Below are 20008 nucleotides of genomic sequence, written 5' to 3'. Positions count from 1 at the left end.
CTCGCCCCCCTGCTTCAACACGCTGGTGTAATACACGCTAGCCCTCACCCACTCAATTCCTCTGAGCCAGGACCAACCAGTCCCAGGTATCCAAGGTGTCCGAATCGCAATCGCGCCGGTAGCGGAGTTTGTGGATCTGCCGGACCGTGAACTGTTGGTCTTCGAGCGTCGCTTCAAGCTCGGCCTTCAGGTAGTGCTTGGTGCGGACATTTTCGATACGATACACCCCCTGATGGAAATCCATGGCTGTGGAGTCTTCGGGCAGTGTCTCCTGGAGGGAGGCCTGACAGGAGTTGCCCTCGTTCAGTTGGTTTTCGATTTCGCAGTGCCGCTCCATGAGGATCGACTCGATTGCGGGCACGACCAGCAAGAGGTGGCCCTGGCGCCGCACCTGGTTGGTCACCGTACGCCAGGCCCGGAGCCGCTCATCCATCAAGGGCATCATCAGCACGTTGACGCAGAGGACCAGATCCACCGGATCAAAGGGAACCGGGTCGCTCGTCAGGTCCAGTTGATGGTAGTTGATGTGCGGCTTGCCCCGGCACCGCTCGCGCGTGCGTTGCAAGCCCTGCTCCGAAAAATCGCAGGCTTCGACCCGTCGATACAAACCGGAGAGTAATTCGGTGAACTTCCCGATCCCACAGCCAAGGTCGGCCGCACTCGCGGTGCTATTGGTGCGGGCCAGCTCGTGAATCAGCTTGGATACCATGCCGTCGGCATCCAAATCGTACACACTCACCACCTCTGCATCATAATTTTGCAGCGTTCTATCCCAGTAGTCCAAATCCATCCAAAACACCGAGTCAACCCGTAGAGCTCCCATGGGGCAAGCATGGAACGGGAGCACTATTGGAAGGCCGCAAAAAGGCCATGAACATCGCCCCGCGACACTGATAAGCCCTAGCTCGCCAAGGGCACGGTAAACGTAAAGCGGCTGCCCTGCCCGGCTTCGCTCTCGACCCAGATTGTCCCGCCGAGTTTTTCGACAAACTCCCGGCAGAGTATCAGTCCCAATCCCGAGCCGGTTTCATGATCCGTCCCCTCGGACGAATAGAACGAAGTTTTATCAAACAGCTTCTCCCGGACGGACGCCTCGATCCCGATTCCGTTATCGGCCACACAGACTTCGGCTAGCCTCGGCAAAGCACGCACACTGATCCGTATCTCACCTCCGGGCTTCGTGTATTTAATGGCATTGGAAAGCAGGTTTCTCAGGACCGTTTTCAACAGGTTCACATCCGCGACCACCCTGACCGGATCGACCGGATCGTAAGTGAAAGCGACACGCTTTAGAATGCTGGCGGACAGTGACAGTGCCACGGCATCCCGAAGAACATCAGACAGGTCGACGAGCTCGGGTACAAGGTGGATCTGACCGGTTTGAGAGCGCGCCCAGTTGAGCAGGTTATCGAGTAAGGCCAGAGTGTTTTTCGCCGAGCCGTTAATAGTCTCGAGACACCATTCCAGATCATCCGCCTCATAGGGCTGACTTTTATCCGTCAAGAGATCCGAGATGCCGATGATACTGTTGAACGGACTCCGCAAATCATGGGCAATGATGGAGAAGAGCTTGTCCTTGGTGGCATTCAGCTCCCGCAGGCGGGCTTCGCTTTCCACCAGCGCTTGCTCGGCTTTCTTACGCTTGCTCACATTACGTACATTCAGGACCAGCGACCGAATGGCAGGATTGTCCAATTGATTGGTACCGAAGGTTTCCAGGTGTACCCAAGTCCCGTTTTGATGACGGTGACGGTATTCCGCAGCCCCATTGAATTCCCCACGAACAAGCTCTTGAAAGTTCTTTTTCAAAGCATCCCGGTCTTCCGGATGGATGAACGCATCCATGACAGGGATCCCAATCAGTTCAGACTGTTTGTAGCCGAGGATGCGCTCACACGACTCACTCACATACTTCTGGATTCCATTTTCATCCAGAAGCACGATCATATCAAAAGAATTCTTAATGAGCTGGTTGAAGCTGCCGTCCTCGGCCCGCAGCATATCCTCGATCCGCAACGGAGCTTCCCCGCTTTCAATCAGGGGCTTTTCGGCGTTTTCCGGACATGCGTTCATCATCTGAAAAGCAGTAGGACCGGCTTGAGCTTCAGTCAAGCACTCCACCCCCGCCACAGCGAAGGATTCAGAAAGGCCCAAACATTCACACGGGCAATTTTCCGGCCTCAGCCCACCTCGTCCCTGCGTTCGCCTAAGGCGCCTGCTCGTAGTTCAAGAGCACGAAGAATTTCCCTAGAATGATGTCGCTGATATCGATCGCGACATCGACCTGATTGCGCTCAGCGTCCAGCTGCGTGATTTCAAGCGAAAGGATCCGGCTGTTCTCCCTGGCCCATTCCGTCAATTGACGGGAGAACAGGACATCACGAAGCAAGTCCGGAGCATCCCTGCGCTCGATAAAGGAGAAGTAGAGGGTTTCCCCGACAACTTCAAGTGTCACTGGCAGCGGCGAATCGGGCACACTGGCATCCGTCCCTTCGGCATACTCTCTTAAGTTGGAGCGGCCATCGCCGTCCGGATCCTTGTCAGCTCCGATAATGTTGGGATCCGTCTCTCCGGGGAACAGTGTGCCCAAGTAGATGACAAAGCCCATGTCCGGAGCGCCCCCATCATAGAGGGTCACCGTATCGGCCGTGACCGGAAAGGTGCCTTCTTCGGCAATCTCGAAGGGCACCGGCAGACCGACCGTGTCGACACGCGTGGCAAAATCGATACTCATGATCACCGTCTGCGTCGCCGTCGCGCTCCCGTTCATATTCGCAGCCAGCAACAAGGTGGTGGCCTGGCCTGCCGGCAGCTTCAGTCTTGGGTAGGCAAAGAGATAGGTAGCCGAAGCCCCCATAACAATGTTATCCTCCAGAATGATATCACCGACGGACAAGACACCGTTGTTGTCGGCGTCCTGAAGCACCTGATAGGAGTCTGCCATTGTTGCCTTGTCGGCCGTGCCATTGAAGCTGAAGACAACACGGTCGATTGAGGCATCCCGTCCGCTGCTCAAAAACTGGAATTTACCGATCAGGATCCGGCCCGTGTTCGCCTCGTCCCGGTTTGTTGGTGGAAGGTTGTTATAATTCGAAAGCGTCACGGTCTGCAGAATGCCGGGAACCCCCAAAGTGGAAAACTCAGAGGTCACTCCGGTCAGGCCGTGCGTCACGGTGGCATTGACATTCTGCCCCAGGATAGCCACCGGACGGATGGAGAAGGCGCCATCCCTTACGATAGTTGAGCCGATATACTCCCCTCCCTCATCACCGCTATCGGAGAAGATCTCGACAATGCTGCCATCCGGAATTTTAGTCGCATCCACCGTGCCGCTCACACGGTCCTCGCCCGCCTCCAGAATGGTCGGTGGCGGCACATCGGCGGCGTTGCCACTCAAATCAAGGATCCCGGCCCCACTGTTCTTCGTGATCGAATTTCTCCTGAACTGATTCTCCGTCGTGCCGGCATCCTCCGTCTTGATGCCGATCGCATTCCCTCTGATCCCATTGGGGAGCTCCTTGCGCCATGCCTCCCCCAATCCATTGACGCCCTCCAGGATGCCACCGATCTGATTGTGGTTAGCTCCGCCGGATAAGCCAATCCCCGCCACCTCATTGGTCTTAAAGATTCCACTCTCGGGAAAGTATCCGATGGCATTGTTGAGGACTTTGTTCCCAGTGGACCCGCCCCCTTCGATCAGGATGCCGTTTTGTTTACTGTCGACGATGACATTACGCTGGCGGTCAAATCCGCCAATTTGGTTGCCTGCGGAATCAATCAGATAAATGCCGTTATTTCGATTTTCCCCGTTCCGGTAACTGAGCATTTCACGTTCGGTGCCCACCCAGTTTCCGATGATTTTATTGTCGTCCGAATTATCAAGTACAATGCCGCCCAGCCCATTGGCGGTTGTCCCATTGAACAGGAGCTCCAGCCAGGGACCGTAAGTATTGCCGTGAGCATAGCGGGAAAGCGTACCCGCCCATGAATTGTACTTGAGATAGCATTGAATGATATGGTTATCCGTAGCGCCCGGCCCGAGCAAGCCCTCAACCCAGACACCGACCAATCCATACTGAAACCAATTGGTCTCACCTTCCCCCATGCCACCAATGATATTACCGGATGATCCGTTGGTCAGGAGGATGCCCGCACCCACTGGTTGCGTAACCGCGAGGATATCGGAAGGGGGTGCGGGCAACATGGTACCCATGTCCCAGCCCACGTTGCCAATAATCCGGTTGGACATCCACTTGGCTGGTGGCGTGACACCATCCAGTTCGATGCAGGCACGATTGGAATTATTGAAATAATTACTCTCGGTCCAGTGAATGCCTCCGATCCGGTTGGCGAAGGAATTGCCCGTGATGAGAATATCGACCTCATTGGGCGGGGGCAGATCATTCCAATTCTCGATTTCCCAAGGCCAGCCGAAGTAATTGTTGATGATGACATTGGCCCCCTCAGGCGGCGTCTCCGGCGGTTCTTCGGTAATGACTCCGGCATAGGTGCCACCGGAATCCTCGATCAGGATAGCCGCCTGCGTATGGGCCGCAAAAGTGTTATGAAAGTATTTTTGGGTCGTACTGCCGTCCTCGATCGGTTCCCCGCGCATCCCAATAATATTGCCTTGTGTTCCGTTGGCCAAATGGATGCCGACTAGATTCCCTTCGTCATCACCGAAGTAGCTGGTTCCAAAATGGGTGCCAATGATCCGGACCTGACCGGCATCCGGCCCATTGATGTAAACACCGGCACTGCTGTCATGGTTGACAATGTGTACGTCCCGCACGGTTTCCTCGGAGCCGATCTCAATGCCGGTGGCCCCATTCTCGATGCGTATGCCGTTCAGCCCGTTGGAAAACGGGACCAGTCCGGCCGGCCTATTGTAGAGATCAAAGGCAATCGAGAGGTCGGAGTCGGCACGTCCGATATCCGTGTGATTGATGACAATATCCGATGTATCGGCGCCCTCAATGTAAATACCATGGTCACGGTTGCCGGCGATGAAATTACGCTCCTTGCCGCCCGGATGATTGTTGATTGTTCCAATCAGGATATCATTCGCCCCCCCGGTAATCGCGATGCCACTCCCATCATTCTGATTATCGAAATTCGTCGGAGCCACCGAATCGTCGTAACCGATGCGCATCCCTTCGACCTCGATTCCAGTCGCGTTGGGACCATCCAACCAGATCCCATGGTTCACCTCGATCGTTTCGGGCCGATTGCCAAAAATATTATAGTTACGAAGGACCGTATTGGGCGACCTGACCGTGATACCGGGTCCTTCATTCAGGGATATCCGGCTATGCCCGAATGCCGCGAACACTGATGAAGTGCTGCCAAAGCGGTTACCCGTCGAAGTCGCATCCGTGACCAGGATACCACCCAGCATATTTTCATTCAGGTGGCCAGCGTCCAGCTGGTTATTGCTGGCACCTCCATCGACATGGATGCCATACCCCTCCGATCCGCTGACCCCAATCAAAGACGCGTCAAGGAACCCCAGACCATATTCCGGAGAGCTTGCCGCAGATCGGTCGAACGAGTTATTGAGAACCCCCGGACCGGAAAGACGAATCCCGTCCATCCCGGAAGTCGTGATATCGAACATGCTGATCTGACAGTGACTCACGTTTCCGGCAAGATAGATGCCATGCCCAGCCGCCTCATCGATGATAAAATAATCGAGTTGGCAGCTGGTAATGGAGTTTGCACCGGCTCCGTTGAAATGAATCCCGTGGCTGCTTGAGTTGGAAACGGTCATTTCCTTCATGAAGAGCTCACTTGCCGTCCCCTCGACCAGCAAGCCCGTGCCGCAATCGGACAATGCGATATCTTCAACCACGATTCTACTGCAGGTTCCGGTAATACGGATACCACTCCCGCTAAATCCCTCAAGATCCAGACTTTGCACGGTCGCATCGACTGCATTGGCCACAACAATCCCATCCGACGCACCCGGATCTCCATGAATCAGAACCGTGGCCCCATCCGCTCTTCGAATCGTATCATAGCTGGCAACTGCAGGTAGCACGGTGTTCACATAGATGACCTGCCCGTCCAGACTCGTGGGCAGGACAATCATGTCAGCGGATGCAATTCCAGGTGTCCCAACACTGTCGATCAAGTGATCGGACTCATAGGTCCCCGGGGGATCCAGGTTCCCTTCCGGACGTGTGGTGATATTCGTACCAGCCAGTTCGCCACGTGCCAACATCATGGCTTCCTCCAGTGTGATGTCTCCGTCGCGAGTGTTACCCATGGCAGTTGTCGAGACAGATATAATCCATCCATCCCCGCCCCCCGACTCGGGACTGGGAGCGGTCGGAGTGAATTCGAAGGGCTCGCTTTGTTTTCCGTCAACTTCCACCCGTAGATTCAGGGTCACATTGGTATTGGGGACGCGGACAAGCAATGTGTCAGCCGTCCCGCTCAGGACATCCAGTTCACCGTAATCGTAGAGCACCTTGTTCCTACTATAATCCGGACTGAAGTTCTGGCCATTCACGAGCATCAGCCCATCGGCGATCGGAGTTGACGGGTTGAGGCTGTCAATGACCGGGTCCGGTAAGACGCTGAACAGATTGCGGCCATCCGGCAAATTTCCAGAGGAGTCGCTACCGGTACCAAGGACAGTGACAGAGATCTCCGTTACGATTTCAGGGCCCAGAGGATCGGGCAGTTCGGGGACCTCCAAGGCAATGTAGGACCAACTCGATGAGATGATATTGGCGATGGGTCCGCCCACATTCGGATCTTCCGGATTTGCCGGCACCGGGCCGAAACGAACGATGATATTGGCTGGATTGTCCGTAAAATTCCTCCCAAGAATGACGAGTTCCGCTCCCCGGTGACCATACAGCTTGCTGAGGCGCGTAATTTTCGGACCAAATGGGTCCCCGATCACGAAGATGCTGGACTCGATGGATTTGGTCACAGGGCCGATTCCCAATAAATCCGGCGCATTAAACACCCACATCAAGCGGGCCAAGGCCGAGGGCGCGTCTTCAGTGATTAAATCAATAACAGCCGTGCCTTTATCGAAAACATTACTGACGGCATCCAGCTTCGCGTTTTCAAGTCCCACTTTGACTGAATTCTCAAAGTAGGACTCAACCACTTTTGACAAGGTAATCTTGAAGGATTGCTTGATGGCAGACCAAGACAAACGGTCCTCCAAGGCCTTCCGATACATCTCAAAGACAATTGGTTTCACCGCCCCCTGAAGGTCGCCCAGTTCAAACACCTTGGAAGGTTCTCCTTCCGGTGGTTTCTTCACCCCCCTGTATTTCATGATCACCATGACACTGTCGATGATGGCCAGACTTAGGTTCTCAAAGAACATGGCCTGATCGAGATTGTCGCCTCCGGGAAGATTGTAGGCCAAGAGGTTTTGCGGTTTAAAGATGGCACCATTGAATGCGCGGACCATGTAGATCCCCGGTCGGTCCGCAGGCACATACAGTTCGCCCTCTCGCTCGAAGCCGAGAAAGTCCTTCTCAAAGCGCTCAAAGCCGAGGTTGTTTTTGAGTGCGCTGTAAGTTAGTTCCGTGTCGTAAAGCTGGAACTTGATGCTTCCCGGGATCACTCGCCGATCGATCGCATTATTGTAATAGCGTGGGTAAACTTCGGTCAGGCTTCCCTGAAGACCCTGTATCTCATCGAGACTGCTGAAACTGGTCGGATCCAGTTGATAGACCATGGCTAGATGATCCAGCGGGTGGCCCTTCCAGAAGAAATTGAGATTATTATTATCGATTTTCACCGCCCGATGAGGAATACCGGAGTCATTAGTAAAAGCCGTCGCCACCTTGGTGGTTGTGAGTTGCTCGATATGATCATACTCGCTGTCACTCAACTGATGTGGATCGACGGTGAAATCCAAAGCCTGAGTATACAAATCCTCCTTGAATCCATCGGCACTGACCAGGCTCTCGAGTTTCTGTACGAAATTGAATGCGGCGGCAGGCGGCTCGGGATCCGGGGGAACGAGAATGACTTCGGCCGCAGCCAACAGGAGCGACCGCATGGCCGCAATCACGGCGGGGTCTTCCATGTACTCCGGCCCGGAGCCCAGCGAATTGATGATCGCCTGTTCCGCAGCGTCCAATTCCGGAAGGCTCTCGAGGATGTCGAGTCTGGCCTGGGCCACCACTGGATCGAAGGTAAAAATGGACGGCGCTAGAAATATGATCCCCTTGGCCGTGGAACGGGGGCTGAGTTCCATGGCGGATGCCTCATTCAGGGAAATGCCGAGAAAGTCATAGTTGTCAGGCCCCGCCGTGCCGGCCACGAGAGTCGGCTCGCCGTTTGTGATCCAAGTTTGATAGCTCGGGCCGATGTCCTCGCTGTCCCCAAAGATCGTCCCCACGATGAATCCGGTGGTGTCGACAGGAATCGAGGCCGAAAAGCTGACCGTGATTTCCCGGACCGGCTCCAGCGAAAAGAGGGTCGGAATCTCCGGTCCTGCGTCCTCGGTAATGCGCAGGCTGCCCGGCACCGCCGCAGCGGGCAACACAAACTCAAGTGTCTCCGTATCAACCGGTGTCGCGACAATGCTCAGGTCATTTAGCAAGACCTCGTAGGCGCTAGTGGTCGTGATCCCCGTCCCGGTGATCGTCACGGTCTCTCCGGCCACGACCACTTCTTTGTCGATGTTATCAAATGTCAGGCTGTAGAGCGGCGGCATGCACAAACAAAGCCCCCCAAGAAGGACAATTGCTGTCAATCTCGACCGGATTTGATCCATCCCACCAGACTCTCAAGCATCGCTCCATATTGCGAGAAGTATTACTTACCTCCTGCATAATATTCACTAATCCCCCAACCGAAATAGATGATCGCATCCCCCAGTGCCACAGAGAACCTCTCAGACAGGCTCCCAAGAAAGGTCAAATCGTGATCGTGACTGGACTACTCCACCAGTTTGAAGCGGACCCCCAGCTCATTTTCCAGCACGGTGATGGCCTTGCGCTCATCGGGTTCGATCAGGCAGAGCGAGGTGCCTGTCTTTCCGGCACGCGCGGTACGCCCCGCCCGGTGGGTGTAATACTGGAACTGGTCCGGCAGTTGGTGGTGGATGACAAAGGCCAGCCCTTCGACATCAATCCCCCGCGCGGCCACATCGGTGGCAATCAGGTAGTTCGTGCGCGCCTTCTTAAAACCACGCATGAGCTTGTCGCGTTCGCGCTGGCTGAGGTCCCCCTGTAGCACACCGACGGACAGGCCCTTCTTTTCCAATTCGAGGCCCAGACGCTGCGCCCCGGCGCGCGTACGGCAGAAAATCAAGCCACGCTCCCCGCCATGCCGCAGCAGATACTGGCAGATGTAGTCGTCCTTATGCTCACGGGCACAGATCACATATTCGTGGCGAATATTCGGATTCACGACCCGCGCTTTCTCGACTTTGATGTGCTTCGCATCCGCGGACATGTTGTCCTCCACCATCTGGCGCACCTTGTCCTGGAAGGTCGCTGAAAACAGCCAGGTGCTGCGGCGGCCCTTGGTTTCCTCAAAAATCCGGCCCAACTCCCGACGGAAGCCCATACTGATCATTTCGTCGGCTTCATCGAGAATGAGATAGCGCACCGCGCCCAGATCCAGTTGGGCGTCCAGCAGGTCCATCAAGCGGCCCGGCGTCGCGACCAGGATCTGGGTGGGACGCTGCAAACGCTTGATTTGATCCTCGATCTGATCGCCGCCGGCCGCCACTTCGACAAAGATCTTTTCTTCGCAATACTTGGTGTAGCGGAAGAGCTGTTTGCCGATCTGCTTGGCCAGCTCGCGCACCGGCGCAATGATCAGGGCCTGGATCGTGGGATTGTCCGGATCGATCCGGGTCAGCAAGGGCAGACCGAATGCGGCGGTCTTCCCCGTACCGGTTTGCGCCTGCGCGATCAGGTCACTGCCCTCCTGGATCAGGAAAGGAATCGCAAGCGTCTGGATTTCCGTGGGTTGCTCGATGCCGAGTGCTTCGATACCGCGGATCAAGTCGGCCGGCACGCCAAGTTGTTGAAAGGTCTGAGTCATGATGGTAAAGTGGTGGCCGCGCCATGCAAAGGCCCGGGTAGCCGGATCACAGTGCAGGCAATGCGGTCAAAGACGAGCGGAATCCGAAGCAGGCGCCAATCGCCCGCACAGGTGTTCCTCAGCATGCATTAACGTTCATTCACGTCCACTTGTCCCAGCGTAGTCTTACACGAAGACGGATTCACGGTTCAAGCGTCGAGCAGCTCGCCCCCTTTGATAAAGCGGCAGAACTCCTTCTTGGTGGCATTCTTGTGCTTGCCGTCTACAGCGGTGGCGCTGGCCATTTCCTTATAGCCGACCGCCAAACGCTCCAGGCGGACGATGCGCAGGTAAAGCGGCTTGCCATCATGGCTGTGCACGGCGGGAGAGGTCTTCCAAATCTGGCCTTGTTGAAGTTTCATCGCGGCAGCCAATCGTAAAAAGAGGAACGCTGCAACCTATGTTGTCCAGCGAAGCAGTCGAAGCCTCGTCGAGACTCCGATCCGTTCAAAGCGACTCGGGCACTGCGCTCGGGTTGGTTCAATCCTTCTTATCGGGAAGGAGGCGGTTGAGGAAATCGACCGGGAGCGGGAAGACGATGGTGGAATTCTTCTCACCCGCGATCTGGTTGAGCGTCTGCAGGTAACGAAGCTGGATGGCTTTTTCCTCACGGGCGAGGATGGCGGCCGCCTCGGTCAGTTTTGCGGCGGCCTGGTGCTCACCTTCGGCATGGATGATCTTGGCGCGGCGATCGCGCTCCGCTTCGGCCTGCCGGGCGATCGCGCGGATCATGTTCTCGTTGAGGTCGACGTGCTTGATTTCGACATTCGACACCTTGATCCCCCAGACGTCGGTCTGCTGGTCGAGAATGCTCTGGATATGGGCGTTCAGCTTATCGCGCTTCGCCAGCATTTCGTCGAGTTCGTGCTGCCCCAAAACGGAACGCAGAGTGGTCTGTGCCAACTGGCTGGTCGCCACGAGGTAGTCTTCGACCTGGATGATCGCTTTCTCCGCATCCACCACCCGGAAGTAGACAACGGCGTTCACCTTGACCGAGACATTGTCACGGGAGATGACGTCCTGGCTGGGAACGTCCATCACGATCGTGCGCAGGCTAACCCGGACGATCCGTTGGACAAAGGGAACGACAATAATCAGCCCCGGCCCCTTCACCTTGTAGAAGCGGCCGAGGAAAAAGATGACCCCGCGCTCATACTCCAGCAGGATACGAAAGGCGTAGATGACCAGCGCCACGGCGATCACGATGAATGCGATAATGAAGTGCTCCATAACTTATTCCTCCTTTTCCACATCGAGAACCAGTCCCGAAACTTTTTTGACCTGCACCCGGTCGCCGACATTCAGCGTCCCGGGGCATTTGGCGCGCCAGAGTTCCCCTTGGATCAGCACCATCGGTTCCCCCTCTCCCGGATCAACAACCTCGGCCATCCGGCCCACCAATGTGGACGAGCCGCTGACAAGCGGTTTCCTGCGCGAGCGCAGCAAGAGATTCAGCACGATGATCATCACACCGGCACTGACCGCCGCCAGTGCGAGTATGACGGGCAGTGCAATACGGAAACCCGGCACATCGGTATCCATCAACATGATGGAACCGATGATAAATGCGACGATCCCACCGCCTCCCAAAAGACCAAAGCTCGGGGTAAAGGCTTCCGCTGCCATCATGCCCAGGCCGAGCAGCATGAGAGCGAGTGCAGAGTAGCTGATCGGCAGCAACTGCAATGCATAGAGGGCAATGAGCAGGCAGATGGAGCCGATGATTCCGCCGGCCCCGATCCCCGGACTGTAAAACTCCAGAATCAGGCCGTAGATCCCGATCAACAACAGGAAGTAGGCCACGCTGGGATTGGTAATCACACGCAAGAATTCAGTGCGCCATCCGGGCTCCACAAGCTGCAAGTCCGCCCCCACGGTGTCGAGCACATGCTCCCCGTCCTTCATCATGACCGTGCGGCCATGGAGCGCTTCGATGAGTGCTGGCGTATCATCGGCGATGAGGTCAATGACATTGAGTTTGTGGGCTTCCACGGCCGTCAAAGTGGCCGCCTCTGTCACTGCCCGCACCGCCCAATCCGCATTGCGTCCGCGCAGTTCGGCCAAGCTACGAATGTAGGCCTGGGCGTCATTCACCACTTTGTTGCGCAACGCGTCCTCCGACGACAGTGGCCGGTCCGGATCGTCGTCCTTATCTGCCTCCTTATCCGCCTCCGGCTTGTCATGGGGCAAGGGCGAGGTCCCGCCGATCTGGATGGGTGTTGCCGCGCCCAGGTTCGTGGCGGGCGCCATGGCCGCGAGATGGCAGGCATACAGGATATAGGTACCGGCGCTGGCCGCGCGACTGCCCTGCGGCGCCACGTACCCAACCACCGGAACCGGCGAGGCCAGGATCCCCTGGATAATCTCACGCATGGATTGGTCGAGCCCGCCGGGCGTATCCATCCGCAGGATAATGACAGCGACGGCATCGGCCTCCGCATCTTCAATCCCCCGGGTGACATAATCGGCGGTCGCGGGCCCGATGGGACCCTCGATTTCAAGCATCCGCAAAACACCCGGCTTCGCAATCAGCGAAACCCCGAGCATTAGGCCCGCCAGAAAAAGCATTCTTGATATCACGTCGTGCCTCCTCCCACCTGCCGGCGACGTTACGAGACCCCTTGCGGGCACCCGCAGACGCCGACATTTACCAATTAAGTAATCCCGATTGCAGCCAGTGTCAACGAAGCAAGGAAGCTCCGCGGCCGTTTATGCCACTTCGAAAAAATTCTGGTATTTTTGCAGAGCTCACTCGGTTCTCTGGCAAGGCGGGTGCCCTCTGTTGGGCTGTGGCCCTGCTGTGGGCAATCAACGCCGCCAGAAAACCGAGTGGACCCGTCCTTGCAGGATGCGCGTAATTTTGGAGTGGTCCGGTCCGCTTCGCGTCCGGTCATGTCGCATCGCTCGGAACGCAGCGTTGCCCGGGGACTCATACGCCCCGGCATCTCCAGATAGAACAAGATAAAGTCGGACAAAAGCCCTGTGCGCTGGCGCGCTGATAGCCGGGTTCGACCCCATCAGAAAGCTTCGATTCCTAATTGCCTAATCTTTTTTACGCATTTTTATTTCATCATTTTTAATGCGTTATTCCAAATGAGCCAAGCAAACAGAGATCGGACAAAACCAACACAAAAACTTCCTCCCGTAATCAAAAAAGGGCTCGAATGCATGAATCTGATTGGGGTTTATTGGTTCTTACAAATCCTCATATTCGTAGCCTTCTCCCTGGCGATAGGAGACACTTCGATCCAAGACCCGTATTTCAAAGATTTCCTAGGCATCCGTTTCATCCTGATAGAAGTGAACTACGCCGGTCTTCCTGCCGTGGTGCTGGGAATGGCAGCCTACTGGCGTCATCACCAGAGAACTCAAAACTGGCTACGCATCCTCCTATCGACGACAACACTCTGGTTGTGTGCACTGGTTGTGAGCTTTTATAACGCGCTGAACTGGGGACAATTTCTCTATGTCGGAAAGTTCATCGAGTGGGACAGCTTGTTATTTTACGCAGCCTCTCCCTGGCACTTACTCGAACACGCCATTCATTTCTCCATTGCCGGCACAATCAGCCTCCTCCTGCTCGGATGTAGTATAAGCGCGGTTTGGGTCTACCTGCCTTCCTGGATCCCAAAACGCGCAGACAAGGGCTCCAAAATCAAGTGGGGCACACTCTTTGTCCTCTGTATCGCATGTACGACGCTTATCTATGAGCCCTTCTCCATCTACCAGATTAGCAGCAGTGAAAGCGGACGCTACCGATTGGGTGGCGCTAAGGAATATAGTGTCACCACTATCGGTGACCACCTGGACTCCCTATTGGACCAGCGAACCGGGCCTTATACGTCATTGGTACGATCCATCAATAAAACAGGACCGATGCCCCGGAGCCAGTCGGTGTCTGCACACAAGGTGGAATTCGATACATATTTAAGCCCCGAAGCATACGGCCAACAAAACCGTCAGATTTTCGAGACCACCCGCGCATATAACGTCATTATCATCGTCATCGAGTCACTACGGGTGGATCAACTCACACAGTGGGGCGGTTCACGTGTGGTCATGCCCCACCTCGAGACACTGGCCCATAAAAGCGCCGTATTCACCCGTCATTTTGCAAGCTCGAGCCACTCGAATTATGCGGATGTCAGCATACTCTCCGGCACGTATCCATTCTGGAGTGAACGCATTCATGTATATCCCGAAGCAACCAGCTACCCCCGGCCAAGGATCTACGACCTTCTCCGCGAATCCGGTTACACCACGTCCATCATTTCCTCTCAAAATGAAAATTGGGGTGGCATGCTGAACTACTACGAAAGTACGAGACTCGATTACCTGTTCCATGCCAACGCGCTGGAATCAGCCAAACCATTTTACAACAACCCCATCAAGCGACATGCCGGAAAGTGCCCGGACACAGTCACCCTGGAAATTGCGACCAATTGGATACGTGCCCAAACACAACCCTTTTTCACCTACATCAATCTACAATCCACGCACTACCCGTATTATTTTCCGGAAACAATGGAACGCCCCTTTGGAAAGGACATGGACGTCTCAGGTTTGAATTTCCTGAACCTGCCTCCGCAACAGATTCCCGACATCTACGACCGATACGCCGACAGCCTGAACTACGTCGACCAACTGCTCGGACGCTTTCTGGACAAGCTCAGCCAGAACGGGCAGCTCAAGGACTCTATTGTCATCATCAGCGGCGACACCGCACAAGCCTTCGGAGAACATGGCTTTACCGGCCATGCGAGCAAACTTTACAACGAAGTCGTACAGACGCCGCTCATCATTTACAAACCGGATCAGGCACCCGCTACTTATGAGGGCCTGAGCCATCACACCGACATCGCACCAATGATTCTCAGCCTGCTCGGACTTCCGCCCTATCCGGGCTTCCAAGGACACAGCTTGCTGGAGGGGGATAAGCGCGAATGGGCCCCCTTGGTTTGCCAATCACCGGCGATGAAGCAAGTCGCATTGGTGACTTCCAAGTATAAACTATTCTATGACTTCAGCAGAGGAACCTACCAGCTATTCGACACAAGTCGCGACCCCGGAGAACTCGACGACTTATATGCTGCGGCATTCAAGAAGCCGGAGATTCAAATACTGCAAGACACCCTGCTGTTCTGGGCAGAGCAACAAATCCGTTACTACGGAGATCGAACACGGCATACTTCACACTTTGCGCCGAAATTTAAGTCGCCTGACATGGTTCAACCGGCATCCCCTCTCCGTGGCCATGTCAAGGCCCACTAACAGACCCACGACACAAGCAGATTCTGCACCTAAACTTGCCTAAAACAAGGATCGGGATACACTAATTCCGGAGGTGTTTCATGAACCAACCTACACAATCAGGAAAAAGAAAAAAGGCGCTGAGGTTTGTGCTCACACTGCTGATTATCGGCGTCCTACTCTACTTAGGGCAAGTGCTCTATTTGCTTCGGGGCAACTCTCCAAGGGGATTTGTTCTGCCTGACGGTGACATTGCCGCAGGAAAAGCTGCATTCGTGGAGCTGGGCTGCGTCCAGTGCCACACAGTCCGTGGTGTCACCCTACCTGAAACGGAAGGCATCCCACCCGAAAACATCATCGCACTCGGCGGCAAGCAACATATCGCCAAGACCTATGGCCAGTTGGTCACGGCAGTCATGCACCCGTCTGCCAATCTCTACGCCGAAGAGGGCCGCTATCTCGACACGGAAGGACGTTCCATGATGCCCGACTACAAGTCGAAGATGACCGTCGAACAGTTGGTGGACATCGTTTCATTCCTGCAAGAACACTATGATGTGTTTGTGCCGGACTACGACCCCCAGTACTTCTACACGCCTTACGATTACGGCGCACCGTCACCGTACTGAACATCCGTCCGTCCAGCGAAGCCCGTCTTCCTCGAAGGATTTGACAAACGCGACCCGCCCGCGCTGGTCGCAGCAGTCATAGTGTCCGAAGTCATTCAGCCAAACGAACACGCCGGACAGAACTGGAACGAATTCCGATGTATCAAGGGACGATATTCTGGTTGAGGTGAAGTATGTTCTCCGGATCGTATTTCCGCTTAATCTCGCGCAAGCGCTTGTAGTTGACGCCATAGGCGGATTCGACCCGGCCACCCTCTTCTTCCGTCATGAAGTTCACATAGGCCCCTTCGGAGGCATAGGGCTTGGAGGCGGCAAAAAAGTCACGTGCCCAGACGATACAACGCGCGTCCTCCTTCGGATCGTCCCAACGCCCGTGCACATTGAGCACATAATTGGCATCACGGCTACTATAGGCCATCGCTGCGGGCGACACCTTGTTGGCCACCCCGGAAATCAGCCCGACAAAGATCTCGCATTGAACGGTGGGTAGTTTCCCGGCATATTCAATAATGCAATCGATCGCTTCCGGGACCATTTCAATGAAGTTATGGGATTTCCAGTAATTGCGCGCTCCGGGGGTCAACAAGGGATCGAAGGCCTGTTGCCAGTCCACGAAAGCCTGGACCCCGACATGCTCGCCCACCGCATCACCAAAGGAGCGTATCCGCTCGAGCTCTCCCATGCCGGAGGCCTCGTCACCGGTATGACAGAGCGCCATCACCACCACGTTCTGGCCGTGGACCGATTCCGGGAGAAAAGGCAGCGGCGGCGCTTTTCTGAGGACACACCAAACATTGGTTTCCAGCGGCATGCGTTGAGTGTTTGCGAAATGGGCCGTTAAGACCTGTTTCGCTTGCCTGAAAGGGAAAACAACGAGTCCCGCCAAAACCTCAGGACCAACCGGATAGCAGAGAAACTCAAAGGCCGTGACGACGCCGAAGTTGCCGCCCCCACCGCGCACCGCCCAGAACAGGTCGGGATGCTCCGTCTCGCTCGCACACACACGCTTGCCCTCAACCGTGACCAGTTCAATGGAAATGAGGCTGTCGATCGTCATACCGAAGCGCCGGGTGAGCCAGCCAAAGCCGCCCCCGAGCGTCAGGCCCGCGATACCGGTGGTCGAGTTGATCCCGGTCGGAACCGCCAGGCCATGAACCTGGGTCGCGGCATCCACATCGCCCAGGGTCGCCCCCGGCTGTACCAGTGCACGGCGTGCCTTCGGATCGACCTCGACCTCCTTCATTAATGAAAAGTCGATGACCAAGCCATCTTCGCAAATCGAGTTTCCGGCAATATTGTGGCCCGCCCCCCGGACGGAGACTTCGAGGTCATGCGCCTGACTGAAGCGCAGGCATGCCTGTACATCTTCAGTGCTGCGACACTGGACGATAGCCGCCGGTCGCTTATCAATCATGGCATTCCAAATTTGACGAACTTCGTCGTAGGTCGGATCAACGGGAAGGATCACGTTCCCGGTCAGCTCGGATTGCAGAGCCACATAGTCGGTAGCAGCCAAGGTTGTCATGGGTAAGAGTTGGTAGATGTAGGATTGGAGCGCGGCGCGATACACCAGCGAAGCAATAAATGGTAAGAGAAAAACGGCCCCTGTCAAAAGCGCTCTACAAGACGCGACATAAACCCGTCCGCCCCCAAGTCAACACGAGCACACGCTAAGGGAATTCCCCTTGCAAACCGGGAGTCCACGCCCTATGAAAGACTGCATCAGTTCACGCAGCCCGTAATCGAGCACAAGCCCCTCACCGAAGCCACTAGCCACTTTAGCATGCCCACGGATCACGAATGCCATTGGTCCGCTCCGATCGCACTGGTCTGGACCGGATTTCTGCTGCTGGGCATTCCGCTCATCAGCCTGTGGACTGCGCCGGCCCTGGTTCATCAACTCGTAGCGAAGACCGGTCAGCCCCCGACTCTGGAGCTGCAATTCAGGACAACGGGCACCCTGTTTGGCATGCTGGTTATTGCCGCCCTGATCTTCCCCCTCTGGGTCAGGCCCATGTTCGGACTACGGATGCGCATGTTGCTGTACACCCTACTGGCCGAAAGCATCGTGCTCTGCATCGTATGGATCATGGATCCGATCGACCGCTGGTTCTGGACGGAGGCATCCAACCTGACCTTCTTCTCTGCGGTCGTCCTCGTGCTCTGCGCCACCGGTGCGGCCGTCAACCTCTTTGCCCAGCGCATATGGGAACCTCACAACCGGCTGCTCCATGGCCTGTGGGCCGTCTTCTCCGCAGCCTTCCTGCTGGCGGCAGCCGACGAATATTTCCGGATCCATGAGCGTCTGGGCCCGTACTTGAAAGTCGCCCATGGGCAGGACCTCATCACGGCGGGCTATGCGGTCGGTGCCCTCGGCGCAGTTGCCGCCGCCTGCTGGGCCCTCCGCCAAGGCGTCTTCCACTGGAAGAACCATCTGCCCCGTCTTCTGGTCGCCGGAGTCCTCGCCCTGGGAAGCGCGATGCTCCTCGATACATTTGATTTCGTACTCGCGCCCTGGATTGGCGCGAATGCTTCGAAGTACTGGTGCAATTCGATCGAGGAGACCCTTGAGTTCACCGCTGCCAGCCTGTTCTGCTGCGCCACATGGGTGGGCGTGGTGGAGGGCAAGGAAGGCTGCATCCTCAAGCTAGCCAAACAGATGCAGCCACAACTCCGGCCCATGCGTTTCGCCCAAGCGGCTTACCTGCTTCTTTGCCTGTGTCTTCTCGGAGGACTTGCATGGCTCCGGATCCATTACGACCGCATCGACCACGTCCTCCTGTATCAGAAAGATAACTACACCATACAGGTTTTTGCCGATACGGATGACGGTCTCGACCAGCCCGACGGCCTTACCTACAATGCCGACTACGGGCTGATCGTCTGCAACGAGGGAACGGGTGATTTGCTGGTTTTTGATGCAGAAGGCAACGGCAAGGTATTCATCGAAGCCCAAACCGGACTGTCCTCGCCTGAGGATGTCGCCGTCTACGGGGAAGGCTTTTTCGTCAGCGACGACGCGAACCACCGCATCCTGAACTACCCGAGTCCGGAGCTCAGGCCGGTCGTGGTCGAAGCAACCGAACTACTCTCCCCCGAAGGCCTCGCGCTCGACGCACAGAACCGGCTCTATGTCGCCGATGAAAAACTCTCGCTCATCTACCGTCTGGACGGCGCGATACAGACCACAATCGTCTCCGCCGAGGACGGACTCAAGAGCCCCGAAGAAATCGTCCTCGATTCCGCAGGGAACCTCTATATCAGCGACGAAGCGGCACACGCGATTTTCAGGGCAACTCCCAGCGGAACGGTTGACGCCTTTGCCACCGCCAACGACGGCTTGATCAACCCGGAAGGCATAAGCCTCCACCAAGGCTGGCTGTACGTGACGGACTCCTCCACAGGATCGGTGTTTCGATTCGACATGGAGGGCAAGGTGGAACTGCTGATGTGTTTCAGCCCCAAATACCAGAATCTAGCCGGTATTGCATTTGACGAAATGGGCAGGCTCTACCTGGTCGCCAGCAACCCCGACAGCAAGGATGCCACAATCTTCCAAGTTAGCCTGAACTCCAGGTCAACTGGGGAGCTAAAAAACTAGTCGGACTCAAGACGGCTCCAGATCCGGTCTTTCAACTCACTGCGCTCGTACTTGAGCTTTTCGACTTCCTCATCAGAGACCGCTTGCTGGCGTTCCTCGATCTTATGGATTGACCGGTCCAGTTCGTCGTGCCGGTCGACCAGCGCGGCAAATTCGGAATCGGACTGGCAGAGTCGGGCCAGTTTGCTGCGATGTTGGGGAAACTCGTGCTCGATATTATGTGGTTCGATAATCATGGCGCGTATGGATTGAGGTTAGGCAGATTTTGGCTGAGCGTGAATCACACTCCAGCGACAATCAAAATATACACCAATCACAGGCATACGCAACGGACTTTCCTGCTTGTTGTCCCCCATCGACCGATTGCCGCGCCCCGGAAGACACGAAACAGCGGGAAGGTTTCCCTGCCGCTGTAGTCGAGGAAATCAGCTCAACCAATCCAGAAGTGCCGTGA

At 55.9% G+C, this 20008-nt stretch carries 12 protein-coding genes; 3 read left to right on the top strand and 9 right to left on the bottom strand.

Features of this window, described 5'->3' with window-relative positions; translation table 11 throughout:
• Window positions 1–52: 52 nt before the first annotated feature.
• The 7 genes from O2597_RS12325 to O2597_RS12295 all read right to left on the bottom strand — a co-directional run bounded on the left by O2597_RS12325 (window position 53) and on the right by O2597_RS12295 (window position 12642).
• A complete protein-coding gene (locus O2597_RS12325) occupies window positions 53–823 on the bottom strand; it encodes a class I SAM-dependent methyltransferase (RefSeq protein WP_269525258.1) in 771 nt (256 codons plus the stop codon).
• Window positions 824–900: 77 nt separating this feature from the next.
• A complete protein-coding gene (locus O2597_RS12320; RefSeq protein ID WP_269525256.1) occupies window positions 901–2076 on the bottom strand; it encodes a PAS domain-containing sensor histidine kinase in 1176 nt (391 codons plus the stop codon).
• Between the two features lie 130 nt (window positions 2077–2206).
• Entirely contained in the window at window positions 2207–8695 is a 6489-nt protein-coding gene (locus O2597_RS12315; protein WP_269525254.1) for a right-handed parallel beta-helix repeat-containing protein, read from the bottom strand.
• Window positions 8696–8919: 224 nt separating this feature from the next.
• Window positions 8920–10035, bottom strand: a complete 1116-nt coding sequence (locus O2597_RS12310; RefSeq protein WP_269525252.1) for a DEAD/DEAH box helicase — start codon at window positions 10033–10035, stop codon at window positions 8920–8922.
• 188 nt (window positions 10036–10223) lie between these two features.
• The gene (locus O2597_RS12305) at window positions 10224–10436 is read right to left on the bottom strand and encodes a hypothetical protein (RefSeq protein ID WP_269525250.1); all 213 of its coding nucleotides are present in this window, start codon (window positions 10434–10436) and stop codon (window positions 10224–10226) included.
• A gap of 118 nt (window positions 10437–10554) precedes the next feature.
• Window positions 10555–11304: a slipin family protein gene (locus O2597_RS12300; RefSeq protein ID WP_269525248.1), complete on the bottom strand. Its 750-nt coding sequence runs from the start codon at window positions 11302–11304 to the stop codon at window positions 10555–10557.
• A gap of 3 nt (window positions 11305–11307) precedes the next feature.
• Entirely contained in the window at window positions 11308–12642 is a 1335-nt protein-coding gene (locus tag O2597_RS12295) for an NfeD family protein (RefSeq protein WP_269525245.1), read from the bottom strand.
• A gap of 600 nt (window positions 12643–13242) precedes the next feature.
• On the opposite strand from O2597_RS12295, the gene O2597_RS12290 reads away from it, so the two are divergent.
• A complete protein-coding gene (locus O2597_RS12290) occupies window positions 13243–15345 on the top strand; it encodes a sulfatase (protein WP_269525244.1) in 2103 nt (700 codons plus the stop codon).
• Window positions 15346–15473: 128 nt separating this feature from the next.
• Window positions 15474–15953 (top strand): c-type cytochrome, encoded by a 480-nt coding sequence (locus O2597_RS12285; RefSeq protein WP_269525242.1) that lies wholly within the window; start codon window positions 15474–15476, stop codon window positions 15951–15953.
• Window positions 15954–16095: 142 nt separating this feature from the next.
• Here O2597_RS12285 and O2597_RS12280 read toward each other — a convergent pair whose 3' ends face one another.
• Complete coding sequence (locus tag O2597_RS12280; protein WP_269525239.1) at window positions 16096–17478, bottom strand: FAD-binding oxidoreductase; 1383 nt, start codon at window positions 17476–17478, stop codon at window positions 16096–16098.
• A gap of 258 nt (window positions 17479–17736) precedes the next feature.
• Here O2597_RS12280 and O2597_RS12275 point away from each other — a divergent pair, with 258 nt between their 5' ends.
• On the top strand, window positions 17737–19554 hold the full coding sequence (locus O2597_RS12275) for an NHL repeat-containing protein (protein ID WP_269525236.1): 1818 nt from the start codon (window positions 17737–17739) through the stop codon (window positions 19552–19554).
• Here O2597_RS12275 and O2597_RS12270 read toward each other — a convergent pair.
• Window positions 19551–19790: an HP1242/YdcH family protein gene (locus O2597_RS12270; protein WP_269525234.1), complete on the bottom strand. Its 240-nt coding sequence runs from the start codon at window positions 19788–19790 to the stop codon at window positions 19551–19553. The two genes, O2597_RS12275 and O2597_RS12270, sit on opposite strands and share 4 nt — an antisense overlap.
• Window positions 19791–20008: the final 218 nt, after the last annotated feature.

It is taken from the genome of Coraliomargarita parva (genome assembly GCF_027257905.1).
Classification (GTDB): Bacteria; Verrucomicrobiota; Verrucomicrobiia; order Opitutales; family Coraliomargaritaceae; genus Coraliomargarita_A; species Coraliomargarita_A parva.
The sequence above is the reverse complement of the archived record's forward strand: the minus strand, read 5'-3'. Positions and strand labels throughout refer to the sequence as shown.